The sequence below is a fragment of the Variovorax sp. N23 genome, assembly GCF_025486315.1.
GTDB lineage: Bacteria > Pseudomonadota > Gammaproteobacteria > Burkholderiales > Burkholderiaceae_C > Variovorax.
Genome location: NZ_JAOOPY010000006.1, coordinates 41945 through 67071, shown reverse-complemented (window position 1 = coordinate 67071; position 25127 = coordinate 41945). Strand labels below are relative to the sequence as shown.

The window sequence follows — 25127 nt, the reverse complement described above, 5'->3', positions numbered from 1 at the left end:
CATTCGACGAAATGAAGGGCCCCTCAAGTTTCTTCGGAAAGGGACGATAGAGGAAAGGAAGCGAGACGACGGCCGTCGCCCGCACCGCCAGCCCCTGCCACCGGAGCCGCCCGATGAGAGAAGCCCTGCCCCCCACGCGATCGTTTCCCCCTGCGATGCGGGTGGCCTCGTTCCTGCCTTCGGAATGCCTGGCATTCCGGCTCGCCGGAACGGCCTGCGGCATCGACATGCGGCAGGTGCAGGAGTTGCGCGGGTATGGCGCCGTGGCCAGCCTGAGCCGGCCCTCGGTGCAGCAGCGGCGCTGGCTCGACCTGCGGGGGGCGATGGTTCCGCACCTCGATCTGCGCCGTGCACTCGGGCTGCCCGCCGCCGACCTGGCGCATTCGGCCGTGGTGGTGGTGGCGGCCATCGATGCAGGGCTGGCGTGCTTCACCGCCGATGGTGTCCTGGGCGTGCGCCGCAGCGACATGACGCATGCCCCGCGGCGGGACGACGCCTACAGCCTGGAGATTCGGACCCACGACGGTGAAGCCCTGCGACTGCTGGACCTCGACCGGCTCCTGGAGGCCGACGCGCGCCAGGCCTGCCCGACACACCCGGACGACGACCGGGCGCCGGCCTGTGCCGAGGCGGGTTGACGCACGCCTCAGTGACGGGCCACCGACAGCAAGCCGTCGATCGCCTGGACCACGCCGTGCTTCGAGTCTTCGGTGGCCGCGCCTTCGGCGAGCAGCGAACGAATCAACGACAGCGTGTTGAGCAACTCGGCTTCCATGTCCGTCAGCAGGGGAATCACGTCGTAGTTGGGGTACTTGCCCCGCGCGCCCATGGGGCGGCCCGGGCCGGACAGATCGACGGAGTAACCGTCGCGGATGGCTTCCGATTGAGATTTCATGGGAGTGGCCCTGCTGGAAGGTTGGATGGACAACGAGAAAGACGGGAGAAGTCGCCTGCTTGCAAGGACTATGCTGTCACGGCCGTCGCGGCGGGCGCGTCAGCCACTTGCACCAATTGCTTGAGGCGCTGCCCCATGCGTTCGATCCGCGCCTGCCGGGCGTCGACGTCGTCGAGCAACGGCGCGCGCAGCGTGGCCGGCACGGCCTCGGGCGCGGTGGCCGAGGCGAGGTCGTGCTCCGGAAGGGTGTCACGCAGGACCGCGAGCAGTCCCTTCGAGGTCCATGAGGGGGGGCATGTAGGCGTCATGTAGTACATTGTGCCTACACTTTCTTGCAGTCACAAGACTGTCAACGAATTGAAGCCGCATCGCGGGCGTTTTTAACGAAAACCAAGGTACTACTTTGCAGTGCCTCCGGTGTGGCTCCCTGCCCCGCGCGCAGCAACCCCTCTGCATAGGCCAGACGCAGCGCGTCATGCATCCGCTCGAGCAGGTGCAGGTGTTCCACCTCCTCCGGCCGGGGCCCGGTGCCGCTGCCGCACATGCGGTCGCCCAGCGACTCGATCAGGTCGGCCCGGTGCTCCACGAGCGTGGCCGCGCAGCACGCCAGTGCCTCGCGCAGGCCCTCCAGCGTCGACATGAAGCTCATCGCGATCGCCCCTTGGCAGGCAACACCGAGAGGAGGGCGCAACGAGGCACGCGGCCCCGCGAGGGGCGATGATCAGGGAGGCAGCAGCAGGCATTCGGCATGCGAACACCCTATGGGAAATCGTCACATCCAACAATCGGACAAGGTGCTGACGCCTTCGGGCACCCTCTGACATTCGGCGGCGCCTCCTCGCACGGAGGGCCCCGCGCTTCAAGATTGCACGGCCCGTGCCGATATCCAGGGACCGGTTCATGAAACCGGTGAATGCCCCATGCCCATCGACACCCTGCCCGAACAGATCGACACGGATCCGCTCGCGCTCCGCTGCCAGCCCATCGTCGACCTCAACCGGGTCGTCGCGGTGGGCCACCACCTGCGCCTGCCGGGCCGATGGGGCACGCGGCTGCCCGCGGCGCCGAGCCGCGCGCCGGCCGATGCGGCGGCCTTCGATGCCACGAGCAGCACCGCGCTGCTGATCGTGGCGCCCGGCGCGGCCGCGCTGCACGAAGCGGCCACCTGCCCGACCGCACGCTGGACGCAGAAGCTGCTCGCCGCGCTCGGCATGCCCCGGGCGCCGCTGGTCATCGATGTGAGCGCCGCCGTCCGCACATGCTCGGACGCCGACCTGCGCGGCATCGTCGCCGCCCTGCGCCACCAGGGTTTGCGCTGGGCCATCGGCCAGCTCGGCGACGAATCCACCCATGTCCGGCTGTGGGCGGAGCTCGCCCCGGACTACATGCTGATCGACGGCGCCCTCACCCGCGGGATCGCCCGGTCGATGCGGCGCCTCGAGGTCGCACGCGCGGTGGTGGCACTCGGACACGCCATGGGCAGCACGCTGATCGCCACCGGTGTGGCCGACCCCGACGACCTCGCCGCGTTGCGCGACATCGGCGTGTCGCATGCGCAGGGGCCGCTGCTCGTCGGCACCGCGACCTCCGACCCTGCCACGCCGGAGGTGGCGCCGGCCGTGCAGGACGCCCTGCACGGCCCGGCGCCCGACATCGATTCGCCGCCGGCACAGGGATCGCTCAAGACCGTGCTGCGCAGCCTGCCCATGGTCGACGCACCCACGGTGCCGTGGCACACGGTCAACGACGAGGTCTTCGCCCTCTTCGAATCGCGCATGGACCTCCAGGCGCTGCCGGTGGTGGAAGACGGGCGGCCGGTCGCACTGATCGGGCGCCTGGCCTTCATGAACGCCTACGCACACCCCCGCTTTCGCGAGATGTCGGGCCGCGCGTCGTGCCGTGCCCTGGCCAACCCGTCGCCGCACATCGTCGAACTCGACGCCGAAGTGCAGGAGCTGGTGGCCACGCTGATGGCCTCGGACCCGCGCTACCTGAGCGAAGGCTTCATCGTCACCGAGAACGGGCGATACGCCGGGCTCGGCCGGGCCGACCAGCTGTTGCGTGCGGTGACCGAGCTGCGCGTGGAGGCCGCGCGCCACGCCAACCCGCTCACCTTCCTGCCGGGCAACATCCCGATCAGCATCCACATCGAGCAACTGCTGATCGACAACACGCCTTTCGTCGCCTGCTACGGCGACCTGAACAACTTCAAGGCCTTCAACGACCACTACGGCTACTGGCGCGGCGACGAGATGATCCGGCTGCTGGCCCGCATCGCGGTGCGCAACGCCGATGCGACGCGGGATTTCGTCGGCCACATCGGCGGGGACGATTTCCTGGTGCTCTTCCGGAGCGCCGACTGGAAGCAGCGCTGCCTGCGGATGATCGACCAGTTCGAGAGCGCCGCGATGCGCCTCTACGACGACAGCGAACTCGAGGCCGGCGGCATCGAGGGCGAAGACCGGCACGGCGTGCTGCGCTTCTTCGGCTTCACCACCCTGTCGATCGGCGCGCTGCTGGTGGCGCCGGGCGACTTCGAGGACGCCCAGGACGTGGCGAACGCCGCCGCCCTGGCCAAGCACGAAGCCAAGCTGGGCGCCACCGGGCTGACCATCCGCGAGGCGGGCGGCCCCGTCGTGTGAGGAGGCCGGCGCCGCGACCCATGCCTGCAGGTGCGCGCTATTGACCGTGCCGAAACTGCACCGCCGCGTTGATCAGGTACAGCGCGACGAGCGACAGGCTGGCCCAGCTCATCGTGCGAAGCACCCGCGTCGTCGGACGCACGACAAGCGCAACGATGATGGCGCCGCTCATCACGCAGGCGAAGATCGCTGTGGCAGCGTGCACGGGCGCCACGTCTCGGAAGATCGGGCCTGGCCGATAGACCAGGTCGTCCAGCACCAGGATGAGGACGTCGAACAGGTTGCTGCCCAGAAGGTTGCCCAGCGCCATGTCGATGGCCCCGATGCGCAGCGCCCCGAGCGTCGTTGCGATTTCCGGCACCGATGTGGCAAAGGCGATGAAAAGCGTGCCGACGAAGGAGTTCGTCCAACCCATGGTCTGGGCGAGTTCGACACCGACAAACGGCAGCCAGATGCCTGCTGCGACGATCGCCGAGGCGGCGATGCCGTAGCCGGTCAATGCGCGTCCGAGCGACATGCCCGTGAGTTCCGCCGCAGGATCGATGCCCTGGCGCTGCTCCAGTCGATAGATCGTGCGCATCGCGAACAGGTAGAGCATCAGCAGAACGCCACTGGCGGCGCTCACGTGGCCGAAGACAGGGATGACTTCGCCCGCCGACAGCAGAATCGCCAGACCGGTCCCGCCAAGCAGCAGGACGCCGAAAGCGGCCGACAGGACGTGGGTCGGACTGGCCCGCGCGTAGACCGATTCGTCACGATAGAGAAGATCGACCAGCGCGAAGATCGCCAGATTGAAGACACAGCTCCCCAAGGCGTCGCCGACCGCGATATCCGGTGCCGCGACGAGCGTCACGGCGCTGAGGCCCGTGACCAACTCCGGCAAAGAGGTCACGGTGGCGATGAGGATCATGCCGACCCAGTTGCGCGACATGCCCGTCAGGGCCGCGATGGCATCGCCGTACCGGACCAGCCTGAAGCCGGCCAGACCGATGACGGAAACGCACAGGAAGAACTTCGCCCACGCGAGGAAAGACAGGGTCATCTCAAGGGCCGGTGCTGGCGATGCCAGGAGGGAAGGAGCCGTGAGTCTATCGGCGCCTTCTTCGCCGGGGTTGATTCAGCGCAGGATCGCGGGGTCGCAGAACAGAAGATGCTGCTGCGGCCTGAAGGGGCCTCTCACTCCACCGTCACGCTCTTGGCCAGATTCCGCGGCTTGTCCACGTCGGTCCCACGCGCGCAGGCCGTGTGGTAGGCCAGCAATTGCAGCGGCACGACGTGCAGCAACGGCGACAGCGCGCCGTAGTGCTCCGGCATGCGGATGACGTGGATGCCTTCGCTGTTCTCGATGTGCGTATCGGCATCGGCCAGCACGTAGAGCACGCCGCCGCGCGCGCGCACTTCCTGCAGGTTGCTCTTGAGCTTTTCGAGCAGCGCGTCGTTCGGTGCGACGGCGACCACCGGCATCTCGGCTGTGACCAGCGCCAGCGGCCCGTGCTTGAGCTCGCCGGCGGCGTAGGCCTCGGCGTGGATGTAGGTCACCTCCTTGAGCTTCAGCGCGCCTTCCAGGGCGATCGGGTAGTGCAGCCCGCGGCCGAGGAAGAGCGCGTTCTCCTTGCGCGCGAAGTCCTCGGCCCAGCCGATGATCTGCGGCTCGAGCGCCAGCACCGACTGCAGCGCGACCGGCAGATGGCGCATCGCCTTCAGGTAGCCGGCTTCGGCCTCGTCGCGGAGGCGCCCCTTGGCCTGCGCCAGCGCCAGCGTCAGCAGGAACAGGCCCGCCAGCTGCGTGGTGAAGGCCTTGGTCGACGCCACGCCGATCTCCACGCCGGCGCGCGTGATGTAGGCCAGCTTGCATTCGCGCACCATCGCGCTGGTGGCGACGTTGCAGATGGTCAGCGTGTGCGCCATGCCGAGCGAGCGGGCGTGCTTCAGGGCGGCCAGCGTGTCGGCCGTCTCGCCCGACTGCGTGATGGTGACCACCAGCGTCTTCGGGTCGGGCACCGAGTCGCGGTAGCGGTACTCGCTGGCGATCTCGACCTGGGTCGGGATCTTCGCGATGCCTTCGAGCCAGTACTTGGCCGCGCAGCCGCTGTAGTAGCTGGTGCCGCAGGCGAGGATCAGCACCTTGTCGATGGCCTGGAAGACGCGGTGCGCGCTGGCACCGACCGCGCCGTCCTGCCCGACACCGTCGAACAGCTCGGGCACGATGCCTTGCACGCCCTCGAGCGTGTCGGCGATGGCGCGCGGCTGCTCGAAGATTTCCTTCTGCATGTAGTGGCGGTAGGGGCCGAGCTCGGCGGCACCGCTGTGCGCCTGCACCGTGCGCACGGCGCGGCTCACCGGCTTGTGCGCGCGATCAACGATCCAGTGCTTGCCCGGCTGCAGATCGACCACGTCGCCCTCTTCCAGGTAGACGATCTGGTCGGTCACGCCGGCCAGCGCCATCGCGTCGCTGGCCAGGAAGCGCTCGGTGCCGTCGGCGCCCAGGCCGACGATCAGCGGCGAGCCGGCGCGCGCGCCGACCACGCGGTGCGGCTCGTCGCGGCAGATCGCGGCGATGGCGTAGGCGCCGTGCAGCTGCTGCACCGCCGCCTTGACCGCCTCGAACAGGTCGCCGTCGTAGTGGCTGTCGATCAGGTGGGCGATGACCTCGGTGTCGGTCTGGCTGGAGAACACGTAGCCACGCGCCTGCAGCGACGCACGCAGCGCCTCGTGGTTCTCGATGATGCCGTTGTGCACCAGCGCCACGCGCGGCGGGCGCGTGCTGTCGGGCCCTTCGCCGGGGCCGTAGCTGAAGTGCGGATGGGCGTTGTGCACGGCCGGCGCGCCATGCGTAGCCCAGCGCGTGTGGGCGATGCCGGTCAGGCCCTCGACATGGTCGTCGCGCACCTGCGCCACCAGGTCGGCGACGCGCGAGGTCGTGCGCGTGCGGGTGAGGCCGTTGGCGTGGACGGCCACGCCGCAGGAGTCATAGCCGCGGTATTCCAGCCGCTGCAGGCCCTGCACGAGGACGGGAACGATGTTGCGATGGGAGGCTGCGCCGACGATGCCGCACATGGGAGGGCCTTTGGGGTTGTGTCCGAGTGCGGCGATCGTAGGCCGCACCGCATGAATGATGTTTTCCTTATTTGAGGTTGATAGCAATAAAATTCCATCCACTCATTTGTATGAATTTTTATTCCATTGATTGGCCGATAGTGGAATCCATATCACTCGATGCGATCGACCTGCGCCTGCTCGATGCCCTGCAGCGCGACGCCTCGCAGACCAACCAGCAACTGGCCGCCGACCACCACATCTCGCCGCCGACCTGCCTGCGCCGGGTGCAGCGGCTGCGCGCCGCCGGGTTGATCGAGCGCCAGGTCGCGATCCTGTCGCCCGACCGGCTGGCGCCGCTGCTGGGCCACGGCCTGCAGGCGCTGGTGGAGGTCTCGCTCGATCGGCAGGACGCCGCGGCGCTCGACGCCTTCGAGGCGCGCGCGATCGCCGACGACGCGGTGCAGCAGTGCTGGCGCGTCTCGCCCGGCCCCGACTTCTTGCTGGTGGTGATCGCGCGCGACATGCCGGGCTACCAGGCCCTGGCGCAGCGCCTGTTCACGGCCGACGCGAACGTGCGCAACGTCAAGGCCTTCTTCGCCATCAAGCGGGCGAAGTTCGACACCCGGCTGCCGGTCCTGCCGGCCGCAGCGCCTTAGCTTTGCTTTTTCTGCGGCCGCGGCCAGTTCGCAAAGCTGGTCTGCCGCGCGCGCGCCACCGTGAGGGCGCCGGGCGCCGTGCTCTTGCTCACGACCGAGCCGCCGCCGACGGTGCCGCCCGCACCGATGGTCACCGGCGCCACCAAGACGCAGTTGCTGCCGACGTGCACGTCGTCCTCGATCACGGTGCGGTGCTTGTTCGCGCCGTCGTAGTTGGCGGTGATGCTGCCCGCGCCGTAGTTGACGCGGGCGCCCACGGTGGCGTCGCCCAGGTAGGCCAGATGGTTGGCCTTGGCACCGGCGGCGAGCGTGGAGTTCTTCACCTCGACGAAGTTGCCGATGTGCACCTCCGCGCCCAGCTGGGCGCCGGGGCGCAGACGGGCGAAGGGGCCGACCCGCGCATCGGGGCCGACGGTCACGCCGGCCTGTTCGCCGTCGATGTGGGTGAAGGGGTGGATCACCGCACCCGCCTCGATGCGCGCGTTGGCGATGACGCAGTTCGCGCCGATGCGCACGCCGTCGCCCAGCACCACGGCGCCCTCGAACACGCAGTTGACGTCGATCTCGACGTCCATGCCGCAGGCCAGCGTACCGCGCAGGTCGAAGCGCGCCGGGTCGGCCAGCCGCACGCCGTCGGCCATCAGCGCGTCGGCCTGGCGCTGCTGCAAGGCGCGTTCCAGCGCGGCCAGCTGCGCCGGGCTGTTGACGCCCGCCACCTGGACCGGGTCGTCGATGCGGTGGGCCACCACCGGCACGCCGTCGGCGGTCGCGAAGCCGACGATGTCGGTGAGGTAGTACTCGCCCTGCGCATTGCGGTTGTCCAGTCGGGCCAGCCAGGTCTTGAGCTGCCGCGCCGGCACGGCCATCACGCCGCTGTAGACCTCGCGCACGGCGCGCTGCGCCGCAGTGGCATCCTTTTGCTCGACGATGGCGAGCACCTGGCCGGTGGATGCATCCCGCAGGACACGGCCGTAGCCGGTCGGGTCGTCGAACTCGATGGTCAGCAGCGCCAGCCGCTCGCCGGCGCAGGCCGCGATCAACGCCTGAAGCGCGGGCTCGCCGATCAGCGGCACGTCGCCCGACAAGATGAGCACGACGCCATCGTCGGGCAGCAACGGAGCCGCCTGCTGCACCGCATGCCCGGTGCCGAGTTGCGGCATCTGACGCGCAAAACGGGGCGCCATGCCGGCGAACTCGGCGCCGATGGCCGCTTCGACCGCGTCGGCGCCATGGCCGGTGACGACCACCACATGGCGCGCGCCGATGCGCACCGCCGTGTCGAGCACCCGCGCCACCAGCGCCCGGCCGCCCAGACGGTGCAGCACCTTCGGGCGGGCACTCTTCATGCGGGTGCCCTTGCCCGCGGCCATCACCACGACATCGACCGCCGCTGCGTGTTTCTCGGTTTGCGCCTGGTTCATGCTTCTTGCTTCTCTCGCGTTCGGTGGGGCCGGATTATCGGCCGAGGTGCACTGCCCATTTCGTCACGGTTTGGCGCCCCCAAACTGCAACAATCGCGCGGCGCTCCTGGAAAAGCACCTGGAAACTAAAACTTTTGAATACACTTCTGGCGCCGCCAACCCAAGCTTTCATGAAAATTTCTCTCTGTACGCTGTTCGAAGGGAACTACCACTTCGGGGTTGCCGCGCTGTCCAACTCGCTCGTCACGGCCGGATTCTCCGGCGTGCTGTGGGCCGGCTACCGGGGCGCCCTGCCGGCGTGGCTCACCGAATCGCCCGCCTACGACGCGGCGACCGCCACCTACCAGGTGAGTCCGGCCTTCCAGCTGCGCATGGTGCTGCTCGACACGCCGATGCACTTCACCTATTACAAGCCGACCTTCCTGCGCGAGGTCTTCGAGAAGCATGCGCCCGACACCGACCTGGTCGCCTACATCGACCCCGACATCGTCGTGAAGTGCGACTGGCCGTCGTTCTGCGGCTGGTTCACCGACGACGCGCTGTCGCTGGCGGAGGACGTCAACTGGGCTTTCCCGTCGCGCCACCCGAAGCGCCTGCTCTGGAACGCCTTCTTCACCGAGCACGGCATCCCGTCGATCCGGCCGGGCGAGCGCTACTACAACGCCGGCTTCATCGGCGTGCCGCGGCAGCATCTGGACTTCCTCGTGCTCTGGGAGCGGCTGTGCCAGCTGGTGCTCGGCTACAACCAGGGCGTCAAGCACCTGAAGGCGGGCGGCTCGGCGGCGCTCTTCCATTCGACCGACCAGGACGCGCTGAACTTCGCGCTGACCGCGCACGAGGCGGCGCTCAACACGGCCGGCCCCGACGCGATGGACTTCATCGCGGGCGGCTACTACCTGTCGCACGCGATCGGCTCGCCCAAACCCTGGAACACGCCGCACATCCGCAAGGCGCTCGCCGGCCAGTCGCCGTCGGTGGCGACCAAGGCGTATTTCGAGCATGTCGAGGGGCCGATCCGGATCTTCTCGGACGCGGAACTCAAGCGCCACCGCCTCGCGCTGCGGGTGGCATCGGCCATCGGCCGGGTCTACCAGCGGCGCTGAAGCGCCTTCAGGCGGACGCCGGCGCTTCGGTGCGCCATTCACGCCAGCGCGCGAGCAGCAGGGCGTACTGGAACACGCAGTTGGCGGCGCTGCTGGCCAGGCCGAAACCAAGCACCGACTTCAGATCGCTGATGCCGATCAGCCAGAGGTACAGCACCTGCGTGACCAACGTCGCCACGATGCTGAAGCTCTGCCGCGCGGTGGCGCCGCGCACGGTCAGCGTCCGGAAGGCGAAGCCCGACGCATTGCTCAGCAGCGACGACAGGAACATCATCCAGACCAGCGGCGTCATGCTGCGGTACTGCTCGCCCAACAGCAGGATCCAGTACTGCGGGAACAGCAGCGAGGTCATGAAGGTGCAGGCCATCGCCAGCAGGTAGAGGCCATGGACCTGCGCCAGCACCCGCACGAAGCGCGGCCCCGTCTGTGCCCGGGCGATGGCCGGGAACAGCAGAATGTTCGCCACCCGGTCGACCACGACCAGCGCCATCGCCAGGCGGCCGAAGGCGCCGACCTCGGCCACCATGTTGGCGGTGCCGAAGAGCGAGACGATGAAGACGGTCACCACGCCCTGCACCTGGTAGAAGATGGCCGGCAGTATCAGCGGCTTGGCAATCCGGATGATCTCGCCATCGACGCGCCGGCCCGTTTCGGCATCGAGCCGGTGATCGCCGATGTGCTGGGCGCGGAACGCGCGCATGTACAACACCAGCGACACGATGCTGGCCGCCACGGTCGCAGCGATCAACCCGGCTGTCGAATAAATGGTCATGGGCAGCAACAGGACCAGACCGACGAAGACGATGCGCACGGCATGGGTGCTGAAGGCAACGCGATTGAGCGTCGAGATCTTCCCGAGGATGAGCAGCACGGTATTGGCGTTGTGCTCGCGCAGCGTCACCAGCACCCCGCCCATCGCCACCGCCGAGGCGAGCCAGTAGCCCGGCCCGGTCCAGCGGTGCTCGCGCGAGCTCAAGTACCAGTACGGCACGATGATCACCAGCCCGAGGGACAGCAACAGCCAGCGCTTGTGGAAGACGTGATGGCAGACGGCGACGACCCAGGGCACGTCGCGCGTGCGCTGGCCCACCACCGGCATGCAGCAATGCGCCACGCCCAGGTCGGTGATGCCCATCATCAGCGTCGTGCAGGCGATGAGGAAGGTGTAGGCGGCGTACTGATCCTTGGGCAGCACGTTGACGATGAGCAGGCCGGCGATGCCGCTCAGGATCACGCCGAAGGACTCGATGCCGCCGACCATGACGACCTGGCGCAGGCGTTCGCGGGAAAAAAGCTTCACGGAATGGAGGGGGCGCAGGGTGACGGCATGAAAGGGGGAGGACGAAGCCGACAGCAGCGGCCGCCTCCCGGCGAGGAGCCCCGACGATACGCGAAGGCGCGGCCGTTTCGGCCAGGCGGGCGCCTCAGATCAGTGGCACATGTCGCAAAGGCCGCTCGAAATAGTCGCCCAGCGCCTCGAGCGCATGCGGCTCGAGGATGCGCAGCCAGCCGCCGTCGATCTTGTGCAGCCCCATGCGCTGCAATCGCCGCAGTGTCTTGTTGGTGTGCACCAGCGACAGCCCCAGGGCATCGGCGATGTGCCGCTGGTTGAACGGGAACGGGACCCAGCCGTCGCGCACCATGCCCACGCGCTCCGCCCGCCGGTAGAGATGCATCAGCAGCATCGCCACCCGTTCGCCGGCATTGCGCCGGCCGGTCGTGACGAGGTTGTCGTCGATCATCTTCTCCTCACGCGCGGCGAGCCAGGTGATGTCGTAGCCCAGCTTGGGCTGCGCATGGAACAGGTCCCACAGCCGGCGGCGCTCGAACACGCAGAAGCTCGCGTCCGATGCGGCCTCCACCCCGTGTGTTTGCCCTTCCGCGAACTCGTCCTGCAGCCCGATGAAGTCACCCGGCAGCAGGAAACTGAGGATCTGGCGCCGGCCGTCGCTCAGCGACTTGTAGCGGAAGGCCCATCCTGCGTAGAGCGTGTAGAGCTGGGCACTGCGCGAATGCTCCTCGATGACCGTGCCGCCCGCCTCGACACGACGGGTGCCGACCCGGAAGGCTTCGATCGCCTTCAGTTCCTCGGCCGAAATCGGCAGGAAGGCCACGTTGCCGCGCAGCCCGCACGCTTCGCACGGGCGGTCGCAATGGGGCGGCAGGGGCGTGGGCCCTGTGTGTTCGTCGAATTTCACGCCGGGACTATAGGCGCGGCGGGAGTGTCTTTTGACATTTCAAGAATGGCCGCTGCTTCCTACACTTCTGGGCCACTCTCTCGCGTCCATGTCCGCACCCGCACTTCTCGAACTTCTCTACGTCAGCGTTCTCGCCCCCCGCCAGCGGCCCACCGTGGTCGGCCAGATCGTCGCCCAGGCGCGCGCGCGCAATGCCGAGCGCGGCATCACGGGGCTGCTGGTGTTCGACGGCCTCCACTTCTGCCAGCACTTCGAAGGTCCGCCCGACGCCCTGGCCCCGTTGATGGACCGGATTCGGCAGGACGCGCGGCACGAGGACGTGCGGGTGCTGTACGAGGGCCCGCGCGCCGAGCGCCGCTACCATCGTTTCGACCTGGGTTTCGCGCAGAGCGACGAACCGGACGACATGGCGGGCATCCATGCGCTCGAAGGCCCGGCCGCGCTGGAGCGCTTTTTGGCGCTCCGGCCGAGCTTCGACGTCAATGGCTGAAGGCGCTCAGGCCGCCGCGTCTGCGCTGCCATCCCAGCTGTAGGTCGCCCCGAAGCTGTCCCAGGGTTCCATCACCAGCTGCTGCCCGGCCGCCACGACCAGCGACTCGCCCGGCGCCAGCACCAGGTCTTCGCTGCCCCATTGGGCGGTCGCATTGCAGGTGACCCACAGCCGCCCCTGGCGCACCCGCAGTACGCTCTCGCTGCGCGCCTTCAGCGTCATCGCCTGCCCGGCGGCGATCTGCCAGGCACCGCGGCGAACCGCCGGCGGGACCAGCGCCGCGCTGGGCAACGGCAGAGAGGAAAGCGAGGACGTAGGGCTGAGGGCGGCGGACATGGCGGACTCCTTTGACGGGCTGGATCTCCAAAGCGCAATGGCACGCTTCGGGAATGAATGATCGGCGCCCTGCCATTGGCGGTCCAATGAAATGGAAGTACGCTACTGATTCCATTCCCGCATCAATCCATGCAGCACTCCCAGACCCACCTGCGCACCCGCCCGATCTCGGCCGGCCACCTGCGCGCCTTCGAGGCGGTCGCACGCCACCTCAATTTCAGGGCCGCGTCCGAGGAGATGGCGCTCACGCAGTCCGCGGTGAGCCGGCAGATCCAGTCGCTGGAGGAGGAAGTCGGCGTGGCGCTGTTCCTGCGCCACACGCGCGCGGTCGAGTTGACCAGCGCCGGGGCGCTGCTGCTGCTGGCAGTGCAGCAGTCGCTGCCGCGCATCGACGGGGCGGTGCGGCAGATCCGCCAGAGCGCCGGGCGCAAGAGCGTGTCGCTCACCACCTTCGCGTCCTTCGCCTCGATGTGGATGATCCCGCGGCTGGAAGCCTTCCAGCGCGACAACCCCGACATCGACATCCGCATCGACGCCAGCGACACGGCCGTCGACCTCGACGTGGCCGACGTCGACCTGGCGCTGCGCTACGCCCCGCGCGAGAACATGCCGCCGGAGGCCATCCGCCTGTTCGGCGAGACGCTCACGCCGGTGGCGAGCCCCTGGCTCATCAAGAGCAACCCGCCCATCAGGACGCCGGCGGACATCGCCCGCTTCACGCTGATCGAGGCCGGCGACGCCCACCGCACGCACCTCGAATGGCTGACCTGGCGCCGCTGGTTCGAGGACAACGGCCAGAGCCGCGCCCAGCCCAAGCGCTGGCTCTACTTCAACTACGCCTACCAGATGGTGCAGGCCGCCCTCACCGGCCAGGGCGTGGTGCTGGCGCGCAGCTCGCTCATCGCCGAGAGCCTGGCCAACGGCGACCTGGTCGAGGTGCTGCCGCAGCACCGGCTCGATTCACCGATGGCCTACTGGCTGCTGATCGGCCCGCGCAGCGCGCCGCGACCGGAGATCAAGGCCTTCTGCGACTGGCTGCGCGAGCAGGCGGCCATCACGCGGGAAACCATCGGCGAGGTGCCCGACCCGGACACCGTCGATCATCTGGACTGATGCTGGCACCTGGGTGTTCCAGGCCAGAGACACCGCGGAACCGGCTTTGCCGGGCCGCTGGTGTCGCCCCCGGATGGGGGAAGGCGACGCGACACGCAGTGCGCGAGCCCTCGGGGGAGAGTCAAGAAATCGGCCAGACCACGCCGTTGTCGTTCAGGATGGCGTCCAGCGGCACGTCGTGCGCCTCGGGTTCGAGGTCGTCGAGGAAACCGCCGGTGAAGCCCAGCCCCACCGTGAACGGCCGCGGCTCGAGCGAGGCCAGCGTGCGGTCGTAGAAGCCGCCGCCGTAGCCCAGCCGGTAACCGCCGGCGCTGTAGCCCAGGCAGGGCACGAACAGCAGCGTCGGCACGATCAGTTCGGTGTCCTTGGGCTTGGGGATGTCGTAGGCATCGTTCTCCATCGGGCAGCCCGGGTACCACGCGTGGAAGGTCAGGGTCTTGTGGTCGCGGTTGACCACCGGCAGGCCGATGCGGCGGCGATGCGGTTCGCCCTGCAGTTCGCCGTCCTCCTTCCAGCGGTGCAGCGCGGGCAAGGGGTCGAATTCGCCCTTGATCGGCCAGTAGGCGCCGATCACCGTGTCGGGTCGGCCGACCAGCCAGATGCGCATGACGCGCTGCAAAAGATCGGCGCGCTGTCCACGGTCGGGCATCGTCAGGCGTTGCTCGATGAGCGCTGCCCGCAGCTGAGCCTTCAGAAAAGCAGCCGTTTCCTTGCGGCCATCCGCCGCGTTTTCGTCGTGTGCCTTGTCCATAATCCCCCGATGCAAGTTACTGGCATTTTGGCACCCCGGCGCCACCTCCTCGGCGCGATCGCCCTCACGTTCGCTGCGCTGTTCCAGCCCGCGTGCGCGCAGAACACGAACGACGACGTGCTCGTCCAGATGAAACAGGCCTTCCAGCGCGGCGACAAGGCGCGTCTGGCCGCCCTGTTGCCGCAGGCGCGCGGCCATGCGCTCGAACCCTGGGCCGCCTACTGGGAACTCAAGGCGCGGCTCAACGAAGCGAGCCCGCTCGAAGTGCAGGACTTCCTCGCGCGCTACGCCGGCACCTACCAGGAAGACCGCCTGCGCAACGACTGGCTGCTGCTGCTCGGCCAGCGCCGCGACTGGGAAGGCTTCGCCGACATGTACGCCGGCTTTCGCATGCGCGACGACGCGCAGGTGCAGTGCTACGCGACGCTGGTGGACGTCCTCAAGACCGGCGCGGCCACCAAGGCACAGGTCGAATCGGTGCGCGACACCTGGCTGCGCCAGCGCGACGCCGACGACGGCTGTCTGACCGCGGCCGACCGGCTGATCGCCTCCCGCCTGCTGACGCCCGAGACGGCCTGGAAGAAGGCCCGTCTGGCGATCGAGGCCAACCGGCCGCAGGCCGCGCGCGCCGCCATCACGCTGGCCGCACCGGATGCGCTGCCCACGTTCGACCAGGTCAACGCCAGCGCCGCGAAGTTCCTGGGCGGCGCGATCATCGCCGCATCGCGTGCCCGCAAGGAAATGGTGGTGCTGGCCCTCATCAAGGTCGCCGTCGCCGACCCCGACCAGGCCGCCGGCCAGCTCGAGGGCAAATGGGCGCCGATGCTCAGCGCCGAGGAGCGCAACTGGCTGTGGGGCACCATCGGCCGGCAGGCCGCGACCAAGCTCTCGCCGCAGGCCAACGTCTACTTCGCCAACGTCACGAAGAACAGCGATCTGACCGACGACATGCTCGGCTGGAAGGTGCGCGCCGCCCTGCGCGCCGGCCAGTGGAAGGACGTGAATGCCGCCGTCCTGGCCATGAGCGAGAAGGCCCAGGACGACCCGACCTGGGTCTACTGGCGCGCCCGCGCCCTCACCGCCATGGGCGGTGACGAGCGCAAGACCCAGGCGCGCACGCTGCTCGAGACCATCGCCGGCACGCGCGGCTTCTACGAGCTGCTGGCGCTGGAAGACCTGGGCCAGCGCGCCGTGGTGCCGACCAAGCCCGACCCGCTCACGCCCGAGGAGAAGCAGGCCGCACGCAACAACCCGTCGCTCGCGCGCGGCCTGTACGCCATCGCGATCGGCCTGCGGCCCGAGGGCGTGCGCGAGTGGAACTACGCCACCAACCTGCACGACAACGGCGGCATGGGCGACCGCGAACTGCTCGCCGCCGCCGACCTCGCCTGCCAGCGCGAGGTGTGGGACCGCTGCATCAACACCAGCGAGCGCACCAAGGGCGCGATCGACATCGAGCAGCGCTTCCCGATGCCCTTCCACGACACGGTGCTGCGCAAGAGCCAGGACATCGGGCTCGACCCGGCCTACGTCTACGGCCTGATCCGCCAGGAGAGCCGCTTCATCATGGAGGCACGCTCGGGCGTCGGTGCCTCCGGCCTGATGCAGGTGATGCCGGCCACCGCGCGGTGGACCGCCCGAAAGATCGGGCTGACGGGCTTCACGCCCAACCAGATCAACGACCGCGAAACCAACATCACGATCGGCACCAACTACCTCAAGCTCGCGCTCGACGACTTCGACGGCTCCATGGCGCTCGCCGCGGCCGCCTACAACGCCGGCCCGGGCCGGCCGCGCAACTGGCGCAACGGGCCGGTGCTCGACGCCGCCATCTGGGCCGAGAACGTGCCCTTCAACGAAACGCGCGACTACGTGAAGAAGGTGCTGGCCAACACCACCAACTACGCCGCCATCATCAGCGGGCAGCCGCAGTCGCTCAGGAGCCGGCTCGGCCGCATCGGCCCGCGCGATGCCGCCGAGCCGGAGCCCAACAAGGACCTGCCCTGATGGCCTGGGTGGACGTGGTGCTCGACACCGTCGCGGCCGAGTTTTCGGACGCCGGCGACGGCGCCCAGTTCACCCGCATCGGGGTGCGTCTCACGCTCGCGAGCGTGCTGGGTTTCGCGCTCGGCTTCGAGCGCGAGCAGCAGGGCAAGGCGGCCGGCGTGCGCACGCACATGCTGGTGGCGGTCGGCTCGGCGCTGTTCGTGCTGATCCCGCAACAGACCGGCATCGTGCCGGCCGACATGAGCCGTGTGATCCAGGGGCTGGTGGCGGGTGTCGGCTTCCTGTGCGCGGGCACCATCCTCAAGCACGGCCGCGACGAGCAGCAGGTGCAGGGCCTGACCACCGCCGCCGGCCTGTGGATGACCGCCGCCATCGGCATGGCCTGCGGGCTCGGCCGGGAAACGACGGCCATCCTGAGCACGCTGCTGGCGCTGGCGGTGCTGTCGCTGGTGCCGCGCGTGGTGGCGCTGCTGGAGCGCTTCGTCGGTCCCGGCCAGTCGCCGCCGGAGAGCGCCGGCGACGAGCGGCGCATCGCAGGTTCGTCGGACGACCGGCCGCCGCCGCGCTGAGCGCATCAATCGCGCTGCGCTTGGACATCAATCGCGCAGTGCTTCGCCGCTAGCATCGGATGTTTTGAATGGGGAAACCGCCATGTTCAAGCTCTACATCGGCAACAAGAACTACTCGTCCTGGTCCATGCGCCCCTGGGTGCTCATGACGCAGGCCGGCATTCCGTTCGAGGAAGTCATGGTGCGCTTCGGCCCGGACTTCTCCAGCCCCGACGCCGCCTTCAAGAAGGCCGTGCGGACCATCAACCCCGCCGGCACGGTGCCGTTCCTGGTCGACGGCGACATCGTCGTGTCCGACACGCTGGCCATCGCCGAGTACCTGGCCGAGTCCTTCCCCGACAAGGCGCTGTGGCCCGCCGACAAGACCCGCCGCGCGCAGGCCCGCAGCGCCTGCGCCGAGATGCACGCGGGCTTCCGCGCAATCCGCAACCATTGCGGCATGAACATCGAGGCCGAACTCGCCTCCCAGGGCCGGTTGCTGCTGCGCGACCGGGCCAACGTGCGCCAAGAGCTCGCGCGGCTGGTGCAGCTGTGGGGCGGCCTGCTGGCGCAGCACGGCGGGCCGATGCTGCTGGGCGACTTCAGCATTGCCGACGCCTACTTCGCGCCGATGGCCTCGCGCCTGAAGACCTACGCGCTGCCGGTGCCGCCGGCCATCGCGGAATACGTGGCGCGCGTGCATGCCTTGCCATCGGTCAGGGCCTGGACCGACGCGGCGCTGGCGGAGCATCAATTCGTCGTGGAAGACGAGCCGTATCGGCTGCAGAACTGAGCACCCTCCACGGCCATGAAAAACGCCGCGCACTGCGCGGCGTTTTCTATTCGGACGAGGCTCAGAAGCGGTAGGTTGCCTGCAGGTAGGTCACGATCGGGTTCAGCGTGAGCTTGGTCTCGCTGGTGCCGATGGTGGTGCCTGCCGCCGTGCGGGTGGTGAGCTTCGCCTTGGTCTTCAGCGGGATGTACGACACCGAGAAGGACACGCCCCAGTGCTTGTCGATCTGGTAGCCCGCGCCGATGTTGACGACCGGTGCGAACGAGTCGCCGAGCTTCGCCTTGGTGCTGGTGCTGCCCGCCGGACGCCCCAGCCGGCCGCCCAGGGTGTTCTGCAGGTTCGACGTCAGGTTGACGTCGCTGTACCAGACGTAGGTGGCGCCCGCACCGACGAAGGGTCGAAACGCATCGTTGCCGTTGCCGAAGTAGTACTTGGCCAGCAGCGTCGGGCTCCACTGCTTGGCGTCGCCGAGCTTGCCCAGCGACGCCAGCGAGCCCTCGCCCGCCAGCTTGAATGTCGGCGGGATGCCGAACACGCCTTCGACCGCCCAACTGCTGTCGAAGAAATAGGTGGTGGTCAGGCCCAGCGTGTCCGAGCTACCGACGCTGGCGCCGGAGCCCGGCACGACGGCGTTGATCGGGGAGGTGAAGCGCAGCGGCGTGCTGGAATCCTGCGGTGCGAAGTGCATCCAGCCGGCGCCCAGCACCCAATCGCCCGCGTTCTGTGCCATGGCGCTGCCCGACCCCAAGGCCGCGACGGCCGCCAGCGCGAAGAGTGATTTTTTCATTGACGAGTTGCTCCGAGTGAAGATGAATGCCGGCATTCGCCCTCTGCGTATCTGCCGTCCGGAATATTACGAACGATCGTGCTTTTTTCATCTCCGGGCAATCCCTACACTTGAACGAATGAACACATTTCTCGTCGGCGGTGCCATCCGCGATGCCCTGCTCGGCCGGGCCGGCAGCGACCGCGACTGGGTGGTCGTCGGCGCCACACCGGCGCAGATGGAAGCGAGCGGCTACCTGCCCGTGGGCCGCGATTTCCCCGTCTTCCTGCATCCGCAGACGCGCGAGGAATACGCCCTGGCCCGCACCGAGCGCAAGAGCGCGCCGGGCTACCGCGGCTTCGTCGTGCACGCGGCGCCCGACGTCACGCTCGATCAGGACCTGGCCCGGCGCGACCTGACGATCAACGCCATCGCCCTGCCCGCCGAGCGCGCCGCCGACGTCCCGATCGACGCGTCGGCGCTGGTCGACCCGTACCACGGCCAGCGCGACCTGCGGCAGAAGGTGCTGCGCCACGTGACCGACGCCTTCCGTGAAGACCCGGTGCGCATCCTGCGGGTGGCGCGCTTCGCGGCACGTTTCGCCGACTTCTCGATCGCGCCCGAGACCCAGGCGCTCATGCGCGAGATGGTGGCCGCCGGCGAGGTCGATGCCCTGGTGCCCGAGCGCGTCTGGCAGGAGCTGTCGCGTGGGTTGATGGAAACGCGCCCGTCGCGCATGGTCGAGGTGCTGCGCGATTGCGGCGCGTTGAAGGTTCTGCTGCCGGAGGTCGACCGGCTCTGGGGCGTGCCGCAGCCGGCGGCGCACCACCCCGAGGTCGACACCGGCGTGCACCTGATGATGGTGCTCGACATGGCGGCCCGTCTGCAGGCGCCGCTGCCGGTGCGCTTCGCCTGCCTGGTGCACGACCTGGGCAAGGGCACGACCCGCGCCGACGAACTGCCGCGCCACATCGGGCACGAGCAGCGCAGCGCCCGGCTGCTGCAGGCCGTGTGCGAACGCTGGCGCATTCCGGTCGAACTGCGCGAGCTGGCCAACGTGGTGGCGCGCGAGCACGGCAACATCCACCGCAGTGCCGACCTGGGCGCCGCGGCATTGATGCGCCTGCTGGAGCGCTGCGACGCGCTGCGCAAGCCTGGGCGCTTCGCTCAGGCGCTGCTGGCCTGCGAATGCGATGCGCGCGGCCGGCTCGGCTTCGAGGACCGGCCGTATCCGCCGCGCGAACGCCTGCAGCGCGTGCTCGACGCCGCGCTGGCCGTGCCGACGCGGCCCATCGCCGAGGCGGCGGCGCAGCGGGGCGCCACGGGGCCCAAGATCGGCGAGGCCGTGAGCCGCGCGCGCACCGAGGCCGTGGCGGCATTGCTGGGCGAGGCGGGCTGAGCCATACGGTCCCAGGCACTCGCGGCGTTGGCCGACGCGACGCCGCAGCAACGGCTGTTAAGGTCTGTCGCGATGCAGAAGCCTCCCCGACTCACCCCCGACGCCGCCCTCTTCCTGGACTTCGACGGCACGCTGGTCGCCCTGGCCGAAACCCCCGAAGCCATCGAAGTGCCACCCGCGCTGGTGGCCCTGCTCACCGATCTGCACGGATTGCTGGGTGGCGCACTCGCCGTGGTCTCGGGTCGCCAGATCGACGTGCTCGACCGTTTCCTCGCGCCGCTGCGCCTGCCGGCTGCCGGCGAGCACGGCGTGCAGCGCCGTGACGCCGAAGGCGACATGCAGGAGCAGCGCCCGCCCGACCTCGCCTTCGTGCTCGATGCGTGCAACGACCTCGCCGGCGCGCACAAGGGCCTGCTGGTGGAGCGCAAGCATTCGGCCATCGCACTGCACTACCGCATGGCGCCCGACCTGGGCGAGGTCTGCCGCGACGCACTCGTGCGCCTGCTCGACGACCAACCGCAACTCGAACTGCTGCACGGCAAGTTCGTCTTCGAGGTGAAGCCGGCCGGCGTGAACAAGGGCGTCGCCATCGACGCCTTCATGCGCGAGGCGCCCTTCGCCGGGCGCGTGCCGGTGTTCGCCGGCGACGACACGACCGACGAGACCGGCTTCGCGGTCGTCCAGCCACGCGGCGGCATCGCCATCAAGGTGGGTTCCGGACCGACGCAGGCGCTGCACCGGCTCGACTCGACACTGGCCGTCTACGAATGGCTGCTGGAGGCGCGCGACCTGCTGGCGGATGGACCCCACCCGAGGCCGGGCGGTCCGCGACCGGAGACGCAACGATGAGCCGCCTGGTCGTCGTTTCCAACCGCGTGGCCGACCCGCGCAAGCCCGCCGCCGGTGGCCTGGCCGTGGCCCTGGGCGAATCGCTGCAGGAGACCGGCGGGCTCTGGTTCGGCTGGAGCGGCACCATCGTCGAAGACGGCCCGACCGGCGAAGGCGAGATGCACAAGCACCAGGCCGGCAAGGTCACGCTGGCCACCCTCGACCTCTGCCGCGAAGACCACGACAGCTACTACGCGGGCTACAGCAACGACGTGCTGTGGCCGGTGTTCCACAACCGCCTGGACCTGGCCAATTTCGACGCCGGCTTCATCGGCGGCTACCGCCGCGTGAACCAGCTGTTCGCGCGCAAGCTGATGCCGCTTCTGAAGGAAGACGACATCATCTGGGTGCACGACTACCACCTGATCCCGCTGGCGGCCGAGCTGCGCGCCATGGGGTGCCGGCAGCGCATCGGCTTCTTCCTGCACATTCCGCTGCCGCCGCAGATCATCCTGGCGGCGATCCCGCAGCACGAATGGCTGGCGCGCTCGCTCTTCGCCTACGACCTGATCGGCTTCCAGGCCAACCAGGACGTGCAGCACTTCGAGCGCTACGTGATCAACGAGGCGCATGGCCAGGCGCTGGGCAACGACATGTACCGCGCCTACGGGCAGACGGTGTGCTGCCGCGCCTTCCCCATCGGCATCGACGTGGACCAGTTCCTGGCGCTCACGCATGCCAAGGAAGCCAAGGACATGTACGAGACGATGAAGCGCGAGTATTCGCAGCGTCGTCTGCTGCTGGGCATCGACCGGCTCGACTACTCCAAGGGGATCCCGCACCGCGTGCGCGCCTTCCGCGAGCTGCTGGCGAACTACCCGGAGAACCGGCGCAGCGCAACGCTGATCCAGATCGCCTCGCCGACGCGCGAGAGCGTCGACGCCTATGGCGACATCCGGCGAGAACTCGAGTCGCTGTGCGGCGCGATCAACGGCGACTACGGGGAACTCGACTGGATGCCGGTGCGCTACATCCACCGCATGGTGGCGCGCAAGCGCGTGCCGGGCCTGTGCCGGGCGGCGGCCGTCGGGTTGGTGACGCCGCTGCGCGACGGCATGAACCTGGTGGCGAAGGAATACGTCGCGGCCCAGGACCCGGCCGATCCCGGCGTGCTGGTGCTGTCGCGCTTCGCCGGCGCGGCCGAGCAGATGAAGGAAGCGCTGCTGGTCAACCCCTACGACGTGCACGGCACGGCCGAGACGATCCAGCAGGCGCTGCAGATGCCGCTCGATGAACGGCGCGCGCGCCATCAGAAGTTGCTGCAGCGCATCCGCGACCACGATGTGCACTGGTGGCGCAACACCTTCCTCGACACGCTGCGCGCCCTGCCGAACGTGCGCTCCTGACGCGGCTCAGGCGGGCGCCTGCAGGAACGGACGCAGCACGCCGTCGATCCAGTCCATCAGCGCCTGCACCCGCTTGGACAGATGGCGGCGGTGCGGGTAGAGCAGCGACACCGGCATCGGCGGTGCGCGGAATGCCGGCAGCACCTCGACCAGCCGGCCCGCATCGATGAATGCCCACAGCCAGAAGGACGGCGCCTGGATGATGCCGAGCCCGGCGATGCAGGCATCCTGGTAGGCGTCGGTGCTGGTCACCGTGACGATGCTGGCCATCGGCAGCGTCTTCAATCCATCGCCGATGTCGTACTCCCACAGTGCCGGCGCGCCGCCGAGCCCTGGCGCATAGCGCACCAGCCGGTGGGCCGCCAGATCGGCGAGCGTGTGCGGCGTGCCGTGCGCGGCCAGGTAGGCCGGGCTGGCGACATTGATCTGCGCCAGTTCGCCCAGGCGGCGCGCCACCAGGCCCGAATCCTCCAGCGTGCCGATGCGCAGCACGCAGTCGAACCCTTCGTGGATCAGGTCGACGCGGCGGTCGGTGGTGCTCAACTCCACGTCGAGCTGCGGATGCAGGGCCAGGAACTCCGGCAGCCGCGGGATGACCGCCGCGCGCGCCAGCCCGATGGGCAGGTCGAGCCGCAGCCGGCCGCGCAGCGCACTGGGCGCCTGCTGGAACAGCGCCTGCAGTTCGTCCGCATCGGCCAGCAGCAGCAGCGCGCGTTCGCGGAACTGCTCGCCGTCGGGCGTGAGGCGCACCGTGCGCGTGGTGCGGTGCAACAGCCGCGTGCCCAGTTCGGCCTCGAGCTGCTGCACCGTGGTCGACACCCGCGCCTTGGGCATGCCGAGCTGTTCGGCCGCGCGGGTGAAGCTCGCCAGCTCGGCGACCGTGACGAAGGTGCGCAGCGCGCCGAGTTCCATGACCATGGCGCCATTATTCTTCATGGCTGAACAGTCTGGTTGATTTCAGGGAATTTATCCGACAATTGTCTTTCCCTACAGTTCATTCCACTGCATCTCAACCCACAAGGAATGACCATGAACGCACCCATCGCCCTCATCACCGGCGCCAGCCGCGGCCTCGGCAAGAACACCGCGCAGCACCTCGCCCGCCAGGGCTCCGACGTGATCCTGACCTACCGCAGCGGCGCCGACGAAGCCCAGGCGCTGGTTCGCGAGATCGAGGCGCTCGGGCGCCGCGCGGTGGCCCTGCCGCTGGACGTGTCCAAGAGCGGCAGCTTCCCGGCCTTCGCTGAAGAGGTGAAAGCCGCGTTGGCCCGCGTCTGGCAGCGCGAGACCTTCGACCACCTGGTGAACAACGCCGGCATCGGCATCCATGCGGCCTTCGCCGAGACGACCGAAGCGCAGTTCGACACGCTGGTCGCCATCCAGCTGAAGGGCCCGTTCTTCCTCACGCAGGCGCTGCTGCCGCTGATCGCCGACGGCGGCCGCATCGTCAATGTCTCCACCGGCCTGGCCCGCTTCGTCCTGCCCGGTTACGCCGCCTACGCGTCGATGAAGGGCGGCATCGAGGTGCTGACGCGCTATCTCGCGAAGGAACTGGGCCCGCGCGGCATCTCGGTGAACGTGCTGGCGCCCGGCGCCATCGAGACCGACTTCGGCGGTGGCGCGGTGCGCGACAACGCGCAGTTGAACGCCATGATCGCGTCGCAGACCGCGCTCGGCCGCGTCGGCCTGCCCGACGACATCGGCGGCGCCATCTCAATGCTGCTGCAGCCGGGCAACCGCTGGATCACGGGCCAGCGCATCGAGGCTTCCGGCGGGATGTTCCTGTGAGGTCTCAGTCCACCAGCGCCAGCGCGGCGTAGTCGCCGACCTTGTCGCCCAGGCCCGCCGCGTGCAGCCGCACGCCGCGGGTCAGCGGCGCCAGGTGGCCGTCGATCTGCGCCTGCAGCCGCGGCAGCAGGAAGTCGCGGTTGTGCCAGAACACGCTGCCGCCCAGGCTGATCGCCTGCAGGTCGAGCGTGGCGACCAGGTTGTAGAGGGTGCGGCCCATCACGCGGCACAGCGCGTCGGTGGTGCGCAGGGCCTCGGGCTCGCCGGTGATCGCCGCCTTGAACAGCGCTTGCGCCGACAGGCCGAAGCGGCGCGCGATCGCGTTGCCCGCAACGAGCCCTTCCACGTCGCCCACGTTGCCGCAGCCGCACAGCGCATCGCGGTTGTCGTCGTCGGCCACGAAGGTGTGGCCGGCATGGCCCGCGTTGCCGTTCTTGCCGCGCAGCGGGCGGCCGTCGACGCACAGGCCGACGCCCACGCCGGTGCTCCAGGTGACGTAGGCGCAGTGGTCCAGGCCCTGCAGCGCACCCCAGCGGCGCTCGGCCTCGAGCGCGGCCACCGCGTCGTTCTCGACCCGCACGCGCGCGAAACGCGCGCGCAGCGGCGCCTCGATCGGGGCGGTCATCCAGTCGTTGGGCAGCCCGCGCGCCGGGCCGGCCAGGCCGCCGCAGATGTTGGGGGTGGCCAGTTCGATGCAGCCGCCGTTCAGCACGAAAGGCCCGGCCGACGACACGCCGACCGCTTCGATGGCCGACGACGACACCCCGATGGCGGCACAGGCCGCATCGATCAGCCCCAGCACCTGCTGCGCGACCGCGTCGTGGCGGCCGGTCTTGGCGGTGGGCGCGGTCTGGCGCGCCATCAGCGTGTCGTTGCCCGGCAGGGCCAGGCTGACCGCGACCTTGGTACCACCGATGTCGACGCAGGCTCTCATGGCGTGGGTGTCTC

General features: G+C 69.1%; 26 protein-coding genes. 13 read left to right on the top strand and 13 right to left on the bottom strand.

All coding sequences use genetic code 11. The features are described 5' to 3' along the window. Positions 1–113 precede the first annotated feature (113 nt). A complete protein-coding gene (locus N8A90_RS11000) occupies positions 114–638 on the top strand; it encodes a chemotaxis protein CheW (RefSeq protein ID WP_262074905.1) in 525 nt (174 codons plus the stop codon). Positions 639–646: 8 nt separating this feature from the next. Here the strand turns inward: N8A90_RS11000 and N8A90_RS10995 are convergent, their stop codons facing one another. The 3 genes from N8A90_RS10995 to N8A90_RS10985 form a co-directional block, all read right to left on the bottom strand. Further along, positions 647–895 (bottom strand): hypothetical protein, encoded by a 249-nt coding sequence (locus tag N8A90_RS10995; protein WP_262074904.1) that lies wholly within the window; start codon positions 893–895, stop codon positions 647–649. A 68-nt stretch (positions 896–963) separates the two neighbouring features. After that, entirely contained in the window at positions 964–1212 is a 249-nt protein-coding gene (locus tag N8A90_RS10990) for a hypothetical protein (RefSeq protein WP_262074903.1), read from the bottom strand. Between the two features lie 32 nt (positions 1213–1244). Beyond that, positions 1245–1544, bottom strand: a complete 300-nt coding sequence (locus N8A90_RS10985; RefSeq protein WP_262074902.1) for a hypothetical protein — start codon at positions 1542–1544, stop codon at positions 1245–1247. 271 nt (positions 1545–1815) lie between these two features. On the opposite strand from N8A90_RS10985, the gene N8A90_RS10980 reads away from it, so the two are divergent. After that, positions 1816–3537, top strand: a complete 1722-nt coding sequence (locus N8A90_RS10980; protein WP_262074901.1) for an EAL domain-containing protein — start codon at positions 1816–1818, stop codon at positions 3535–3537. A gap of 37 nt (positions 3538–3574) precedes the next feature. Here the strand turns inward: N8A90_RS10980 and N8A90_RS10975 are convergent, their stop codons facing one another. Both N8A90_RS10975 and glmS read right to left on the bottom strand, forming a co-directional pair. Then, the gene (locus tag N8A90_RS10975; RefSeq protein ID WP_262074900.1) at positions 3575–4579 is read right to left on the bottom strand and encodes a sodium:calcium antiporter; all 1005 of its coding nucleotides are present in this window, start codon (positions 4577–4579) and stop codon (positions 3575–3577) included. A 134-nt stretch (positions 4580–4713) separates the two neighbouring features. Continuing rightward, positions 4714–6594, bottom strand: coding sequence for a glutamine--fructose-6-phosphate transaminase (isomerizing) (gene glmS, locus N8A90_RS10970; RefSeq protein WP_262074899.1), 1881 nt, complete (start codon positions 6592–6594; stop codon positions 4714–4716). Between the two features lie 140 nt (positions 6595–6734). On the opposite strand from glmS, the gene N8A90_RS10965 reads away from it, so the two are divergent. Then, the gene (locus tag N8A90_RS10965) at positions 6735–7232 is read left to right on the top strand and encodes an Lrp/AsnC family transcriptional regulator (RefSeq protein ID WP_262074898.1); all 498 of its coding nucleotides are present in this window, start codon (positions 6735–6737) and stop codon (positions 7230–7232) included. Here N8A90_RS10965 and glmU read toward each other — a convergent pair. Beyond that, on the bottom strand, positions 7229–8653 hold the full coding sequence (gene glmU, locus N8A90_RS10960; RefSeq protein ID WP_262074897.1) for a bifunctional UDP-N-acetylglucosamine diphosphorylase/glucosamine-1-phosphate N-acetyltransferase GlmU: 1425 nt from the start codon (positions 8651–8653) through the stop codon (positions 7229–7231). The genes N8A90_RS10965 and glmU overlap by 4 nt on opposite strands. A 170-nt stretch (positions 8654–8823) precedes the next feature. On the opposite strand from glmU, the gene N8A90_RS10955 reads away from it, so the two are divergent. Continuing rightward, on the top strand, positions 8824–9756 hold the full coding sequence (locus N8A90_RS10955) for a hypothetical protein (RefSeq protein ID WP_262074896.1): 933 nt from the start codon (positions 8824–8826) through the stop codon (positions 9754–9756). A gap of 7 nt (positions 9757–9763) precedes the next feature. On the opposite strand, the gene N8A90_RS10950 is transcribed toward N8A90_RS10955, so the two are convergent. Both N8A90_RS10950 and N8A90_RS10945 read right to left on the bottom strand, forming a co-directional pair. Continuing rightward, the gene (locus N8A90_RS10950) at positions 9764–11056 is read right to left on the bottom strand and encodes a hypothetical protein (RefSeq protein WP_262074895.1); all 1293 of its coding nucleotides are present in this window, start codon (positions 11054–11056) and stop codon (positions 9764–9766) included. Between the two features lie 124 nt (positions 11057–11180). Then, positions 11181–11882: a Crp/Fnr family transcriptional regulator gene (locus tag N8A90_RS10945; protein ID WP_262075170.1), complete on the bottom strand. Its 702-nt coding sequence runs from the start codon at positions 11880–11882 to the stop codon at positions 11181–11183. Positions 11883–12042: 160 nt separating this feature from the next. Between N8A90_RS10945 and N8A90_RS10940 the strand changes: the two genes are divergently transcribed. Next, the gene (locus N8A90_RS10940; RefSeq protein WP_262074894.1) at positions 12043–12444 is read left to right on the top strand and encodes a BLUF domain-containing protein; all 402 of its coding nucleotides are present in this window, start codon (positions 12043–12045) and stop codon (positions 12442–12444) included. 6 nt (positions 12445–12450) lie between these two features. Here the strand turns inward: N8A90_RS10940 and N8A90_RS10935 are convergent, their stop codons facing one another. Beyond that, positions 12451–12780, bottom strand: a complete 330-nt coding sequence (locus N8A90_RS10935; protein ID WP_262074893.1) for a DUF2917 domain-containing protein — start codon at positions 12778–12780, stop codon at positions 12451–12453. 129 nt (positions 12781–12909) lie between these two features. Here N8A90_RS10935 and N8A90_RS10930 point away from each other — a divergent pair, with 129 nt between their 5' ends. Further along, on the top strand, positions 12910–13893 hold the full coding sequence (locus N8A90_RS10930) for a LysR substrate-binding domain-containing protein (protein WP_262074892.1): 984 nt from the start codon (positions 12910–12912) through the stop codon (positions 13891–13893). 121 nt (positions 13894–14014) lie between these two features. Here the strand turns inward: N8A90_RS10930 and N8A90_RS10925 are convergent, their stop codons facing one another. Beyond that, positions 14015–14644, bottom strand: a complete 630-nt coding sequence (locus N8A90_RS10925) for a 5-formyltetrahydrofolate cyclo-ligase (RefSeq protein ID WP_262074891.1) — start codon at positions 14642–14644, stop codon at positions 14015–14017. A gap of 9 nt (positions 14645–14653) precedes the next feature. Here N8A90_RS10925 and N8A90_RS10920 point away from each other — a divergent pair, with 9 nt between their 5' ends. From N8A90_RS10920 to N8A90_RS10910, 3 genes are all read left to right on the top strand, one after another. Further along, on the top strand, positions 14654–16651 hold the full coding sequence (locus tag N8A90_RS10920; protein WP_262074890.1) for a lytic transglycosylase domain-containing protein: 1998 nt from the start codon (positions 14654–14656) through the stop codon (positions 16649–16651). Beyond that, entirely contained in the window at positions 16651–17220 is a 570-nt protein-coding gene (locus N8A90_RS10915; RefSeq protein ID WP_262074889.1) for an MgtC/SapB family protein, read from the top strand. Before N8A90_RS10920 ends, N8A90_RS10915 begins: the two co-directional genes overlap by 1 nt. Positions 17221–17302: 82 nt before the next feature. Then, positions 17303–17992, top strand: coding sequence for a glutathione S-transferase family protein (locus N8A90_RS10910; protein WP_262074888.1), 690 nt, complete (start codon positions 17303–17305; stop codon positions 17990–17992). Positions 17993–18053: 61 nt separating this feature from the next. On the opposite strand, the gene N8A90_RS10905 is transcribed toward N8A90_RS10910, so the two are convergent. Further along, the gene (locus N8A90_RS10905; RefSeq protein ID WP_262074887.1) at positions 18054–18779 is read right to left on the bottom strand and encodes an OmpW/AlkL family protein; all 726 of its coding nucleotides are present in this window, start codon (positions 18777–18779) and stop codon (positions 18054–18056) included. A gap of 118 nt (positions 18780–18897) precedes the next feature. On the opposite strand from N8A90_RS10905, the gene N8A90_RS10900 reads away from it, so the two are divergent. From N8A90_RS10900 to otsA, 3 genes are all read left to right on the top strand, one after another. After that, positions 18898–20157 carry a multifunctional CCA addition/repair protein gene (locus N8A90_RS10900; protein ID WP_262074886.1) on the top strand — a complete coding sequence of 420 codons (1260 nt, stop codon included), beginning with the start codon at positions 18898–18900 and terminating at the stop codon, positions 20155–20157. Positions 20158–20229: 72 nt separating this feature from the next. Next, on the top strand, positions 20230–21006 hold the full coding sequence (gene otsB, locus N8A90_RS10895) for a trehalose-phosphatase (protein WP_262074885.1): 777 nt from the start codon (positions 20230–20232) through the stop codon (positions 21004–21006). Continuing rightward, positions 21003–22391: an alpha,alpha-trehalose-phosphate synthase (UDP-forming) gene (gene otsA, locus N8A90_RS10890; RefSeq protein WP_262074884.1), complete on the top strand. Its 1389-nt coding sequence runs from the start codon at positions 21003–21005 to the stop codon at positions 22389–22391. The genes otsB and otsA overlap by 4 nt, the downstream gene beginning before the upstream one ends. Positions 22392–22397: 6 nt before the next feature. Here the strand turns inward: otsA and N8A90_RS10885 are convergent, their stop codons facing one another. After that, positions 22398–23309 carry a LysR family transcriptional regulator gene (locus N8A90_RS10885; RefSeq protein WP_262075169.1) on the bottom strand — a complete coding sequence of 304 codons (912 nt, stop codon included), beginning with the start codon at positions 23307–23309 and terminating at the stop codon, positions 22398–22400. 105 nt (positions 23310–23414) lie between these two features. Here N8A90_RS10885 and N8A90_RS10880 point away from each other — a divergent pair, with 105 nt between their 5' ends. Continuing rightward, complete coding sequence (locus N8A90_RS10880) at positions 23415–24179, top strand: SDR family NAD(P)-dependent oxidoreductase (RefSeq protein WP_262074883.1); 765 nt, start codon at positions 23415–23417, stop codon at positions 24177–24179. A 4-nt stretch (positions 24180–24183) separates the two neighbouring features. Here the strand turns inward: N8A90_RS10880 and N8A90_RS10875 are convergent, their stop codons facing one another. Next, entirely contained in the window at positions 24184–25113 is a 930-nt protein-coding gene (locus tag N8A90_RS10875; protein ID WP_262074882.1) for an ROK family protein, read from the bottom strand. Between the last annotated feature and the right edge of the window lie 14 nt (positions 25114–25127).

Coding starts and splice junctions, on each gene's coding strand:
- N8A90_RS11000 (WP_262074905.1), top strand. CDS start 114: ATGAGAGAAGCCCTGCCCCCCACGCGATCGTTTCCCCCTGCGATGCGG.
- N8A90_RS10995 (WP_262074904.1), bottom strand. CDS start 895: ATGAAATCTCAATCGGAAGCCATCCGCGACGGTTACTCCGTCGATCTG.
- N8A90_RS10990 (WP_262074903.1), bottom strand. CDS start 1,212: ATGTACTACATGACGCCTACATGCCCCCCCTCATGGACCTCGAAGGGA.
- N8A90_RS10985 (WP_262074902.1), bottom strand. CDS start 1,544: ATGAGCTTCATGTCGACGCTGGAGGGCCTGCGCGAGGCACTGGCGTGC.
- N8A90_RS10980 (WP_262074901.1), top strand. CDS start 1,816: ATGCCCATCGACACCCTGCCCGAACAGATCGACACGGATCCGCTCGCG.
- N8A90_RS10975 (WP_262074900.1), bottom strand. CDS start 4,579: ATGACCCTGTCTTTCCTCGCGTGGGCGAAGTTCTTCCTGTGCGTTTCC.
- glmS (WP_262074899.1), bottom strand. CDS start 6,594: ATGTGCGGCATCGTCGGCGCAGCCTCCCATCGCAACATCGTTCCCGTC.
- glmU (WP_262074897.1), bottom strand. CDS start 8,653: ATGAACCAGGCGCAAACCGAGAAACACGCAGCGGCGGTCGATGTCGTG.
- N8A90_RS10955 (WP_262074896.1), top strand. CDS start 8,824: ATGAAAATTTCTCTCTGTACGCTGTTCGAAGGGAACTACCACTTCGGG.
- N8A90_RS10940 (WP_262074894.1), top strand. CDS start 12,043: ATGTCCGCACCCGCACTTCTCGAACTTCTCTACGTCAGCGTTCTCGCC.
- N8A90_RS10935 (WP_262074893.1), bottom strand. CDS start 12,780: ATGTCCGCCGCCCTCAGCCCTACGTCCTCGCTTTCCTCTCTGCCGTTG.
- N8A90_RS10930 (WP_262074892.1), top strand. CDS start 12,910: ATGCAGCACTCCCAGACCCACCTGCGCACCCGCCCGATCTCGGCCGGC.
- N8A90_RS10925 (WP_262074891.1), bottom strand. CDS start 14,644: ATGGACAAGGCACACGACGAAAACGCGGCGGATGGCCGCAAGGAAACG.
- N8A90_RS10920 (WP_262074890.1), top strand. CDS start 14,654: ATGCAAGTTACTGGCATTTTGGCACCCCGGCGCCACCTCCTCGGCGCG.
- N8A90_RS10915 (WP_262074889.1), top strand. CDS start 16,651: ATGGCCTGGGTGGACGTGGTGCTCGACACCGTCGCGGCCGAGTTTTCG.
- N8A90_RS10910 (WP_262074888.1), top strand. CDS start 17,303: ATGTTCAAGCTCTACATCGGCAACAAGAACTACTCGTCCTGGTCCATG.
- N8A90_RS10905 (WP_262074887.1), bottom strand. CDS start 18,779: ATGAAAAAATCACTCTTCGCGCTGGCGGCCGTCGCGGCCTTGGGGTCG.
- N8A90_RS10900 (WP_262074886.1), top strand. CDS start 18,898: ATGAACACATTTCTCGTCGGCGGTGCCATCCGCGATGCCCTGCTCGGC.
- otsB (WP_262074885.1), top strand. CDS start 20,230: ATGCAGAAGCCTCCCCGACTCACCCCCGACGCCGCCCTCTTCCTGGAC.
- otsA (WP_262074884.1), top strand. CDS start 21,003: ATGAGCCGCCTGGTCGTCGTTTCCAACCGCGTGGCCGACCCGCGCAAG.
- N8A90_RS10885 (WP_262075169.1), bottom strand. CDS start 23,309: ATGGTCATGGAACTCGGCGCGCTGCGCACCTTCGTCACGGTCGCCGAG.
- N8A90_RS10880 (WP_262074883.1), top strand. CDS start 23,415: ATGACCATGAACGCACCCATCGCCCTCATCACCGGCGCCAGCCGCGGC.
- N8A90_RS10875 (WP_262074882.1), bottom strand. CDS start 25,113: ATGAGAGCCTGCGTCGACATCGGTGGTACCAAGGTCGCGGTCAGCCTG.